2 protein-coding genes are annotated in these 1,913 nt (G+C 60.4%); both read right to left on the bottom strand.

Annotated features, from left to right (window positions below):
• Positions 1 to 497: 497 nt before the first annotated feature.
• The gene (locus AB0898_RS31800) at positions 498 to 947 is read right to left on the bottom strand and encodes a hypothetical protein (RefSeq protein ID WP_366806531.1); all 450 of its coding nucleotides are present in this window, start codon (positions 945 to 947) and stop codon (positions 498 to 500) included.
• Positions 948 to 1,091: 144 nt separating this feature from the next.
• A partial coding sequence (locus tag AB0898_RS31795; RefSeq protein WP_366806530.1) for a DddA-like double-stranded DNA deaminase toxin occupies positions 1,092 to 1,913 on the bottom strand: 822 nt, incomplete at its 5' end.

The following is a 1,913-nucleotide window of genomic DNA, read 5'->3' as shown; positions in this document are numbered from 1 at the left end:
TTGAGACGTCAGACATCTCGATCAACAGCTCGGGGGCCTCGCTCGTTGCGCTTCAGGGCCCATCACCCGATCGGTGGCCAACTCGAAGAAGCTCAATGGTCACGGGTAAGAGGACGGCCCGGCTCCTGGGCGCGTGGGTCATCTTCGAGGACGAGGCCGGACAGGACCTGAAACCAGGGAAGGGCCGAACCTGGTCACGGCGGGGCAGGACGCCGCTGGTCAAGGCGACGGAGAAAGGCTCGGGACGGGTCCTGGTGGCCGGGATGGTCTGCGTCGGATTGGGCCGCGAGACCCGTCGATCTACCGGACGCAGACGTATCGGGGCCGCACGGGCGAGAAGGAGGGCTTCCGTGCCCGCGAGTTCGCCGAACTGGCTGACCATCGTCAAGAGCATGCCACCCTCACCTTTTCAACCTCAGCGTCAAGAAGGATGGGTGTCCCGCTGGCCGGTGAGGCTTCTATTGAGGGCCCGAACGCCTTGCGCGTGACAAGATGGTTCAGCGTGACTGCCTTTGCCATTCTGTCTGCGGAATCCGCCCCTCACTGGAATCCCCACACCGCTCAGCCCAATCTTCGCAAACGAAAATTGGACGACTCAGCACCACATCATCAACACGCTGGGCCCTCAATACAATTCCAAGCGATTCCGAAGACAGATCCCAGTACTCGGAATAGAGCAAATCGAGACCGCGGGATTCCACATATTCCGAAAACTGCATTTCGAGTTCAGACGGCACGCGACTCACCAAGCGCAGCCCATCAAGGACGACCTGCGGTCCGCTTCGCGCATCAACTGCAACAGCAGCCAGCCTTCCACTCTCTTCATAATATGCCGACAGAGACGAAGATGGCATCATGGGGATGGAATTGCGCAGGATGAACTCGACCCTGGCAACATGACCCGACGCGCCTTTAATCGAGGAAGATACAAGCATGGCCTCACGCACGGCGCACTCGACCTCCTCGTGACTCATGCCAAACCTAAGCGGACCAGCCCCTTCGAGAGGGGCAGCCATCCAAACTCCGCGTTCAGCGTCACTGAGCGCTTTCCACTGCATTACCAAGACAGCCCCTCTGTCGACTTGAACTCATCAGCCCGTGGCTCCGCGCGGAGCCATACCGTGTATCAGCTCAGACTTTTGCAAGATCCCTTCGGCGTCACGATACCAGATCCTCATACTTCTCCCTTTCTTGAGAATGGCCGGGAGGATATTGGAACATCCAGCACCACCTTCCCCACCGCAGATGTATTTCTGATTTATCACGACGTTTGAAAATTCGATGTCATTATCATTCATCCACAGGGCAACCTTGGGTTCAGCATGGTCCGCAGAGTTCCACTTCGCGTAACCGGGCTTTCCGAAAGCACGCTGGAGAACGCTATTCGCCCTAGCAGAAACGGCATCTCGGCCACTCAAAAATTCCGGACCAATCGGCGCTCCGTGAGCATCGGTCGGCACTGCCGTCGTCTCGTGCTTACCTTGAAGGCTATCCCGGACAGCCGAAATGTTGTCATCGCAGTTATGAACGAGGACCGGCGTAGTGCCTGCCTCCACATAGTAGGTGTGGAGGGTGCCGATGGTCAGGTCGTAGGTGACCGTATTGGCGTGGTAGAGGCGGACGCCCGTGACCTCGGTCGTGCCGGTCGGGGTTTGGAGGACGTCGCCGGGGTGAAGGTCCTTGGCCTGGGTGAAGGCGGACTGGGTTTCGTCGTAGAAGGGGTGGTGGAAGGTCGTCGTCAGGTGGGCCTCGGGCGCGTCCTTGACGCTCGTGGTGACCGCCGCGACCGGTGCCGTCGCCGGCTCGTGGCCGTGGGTGTGGCTTGCCGACAGGGCGCCGAGTACCGCCGCCGAGGCCGCCAGGCCGAACGCCGCCTTGCGGGCCGCCTTCTTCGCGACCGACTTCACGCCGGC

The sequence above is a fragment of the Streptomyces sp. NPDC005435 genome (assembly GCF_040703155.1).
Classification (GTDB): Bacteria; Actinomycetota; Actinomycetes; order Streptomycetales; family Streptomycetaceae; genus Streptomyces.
This window is presented reverse-complemented; position numbering and strand designations above follow the sequence as displayed.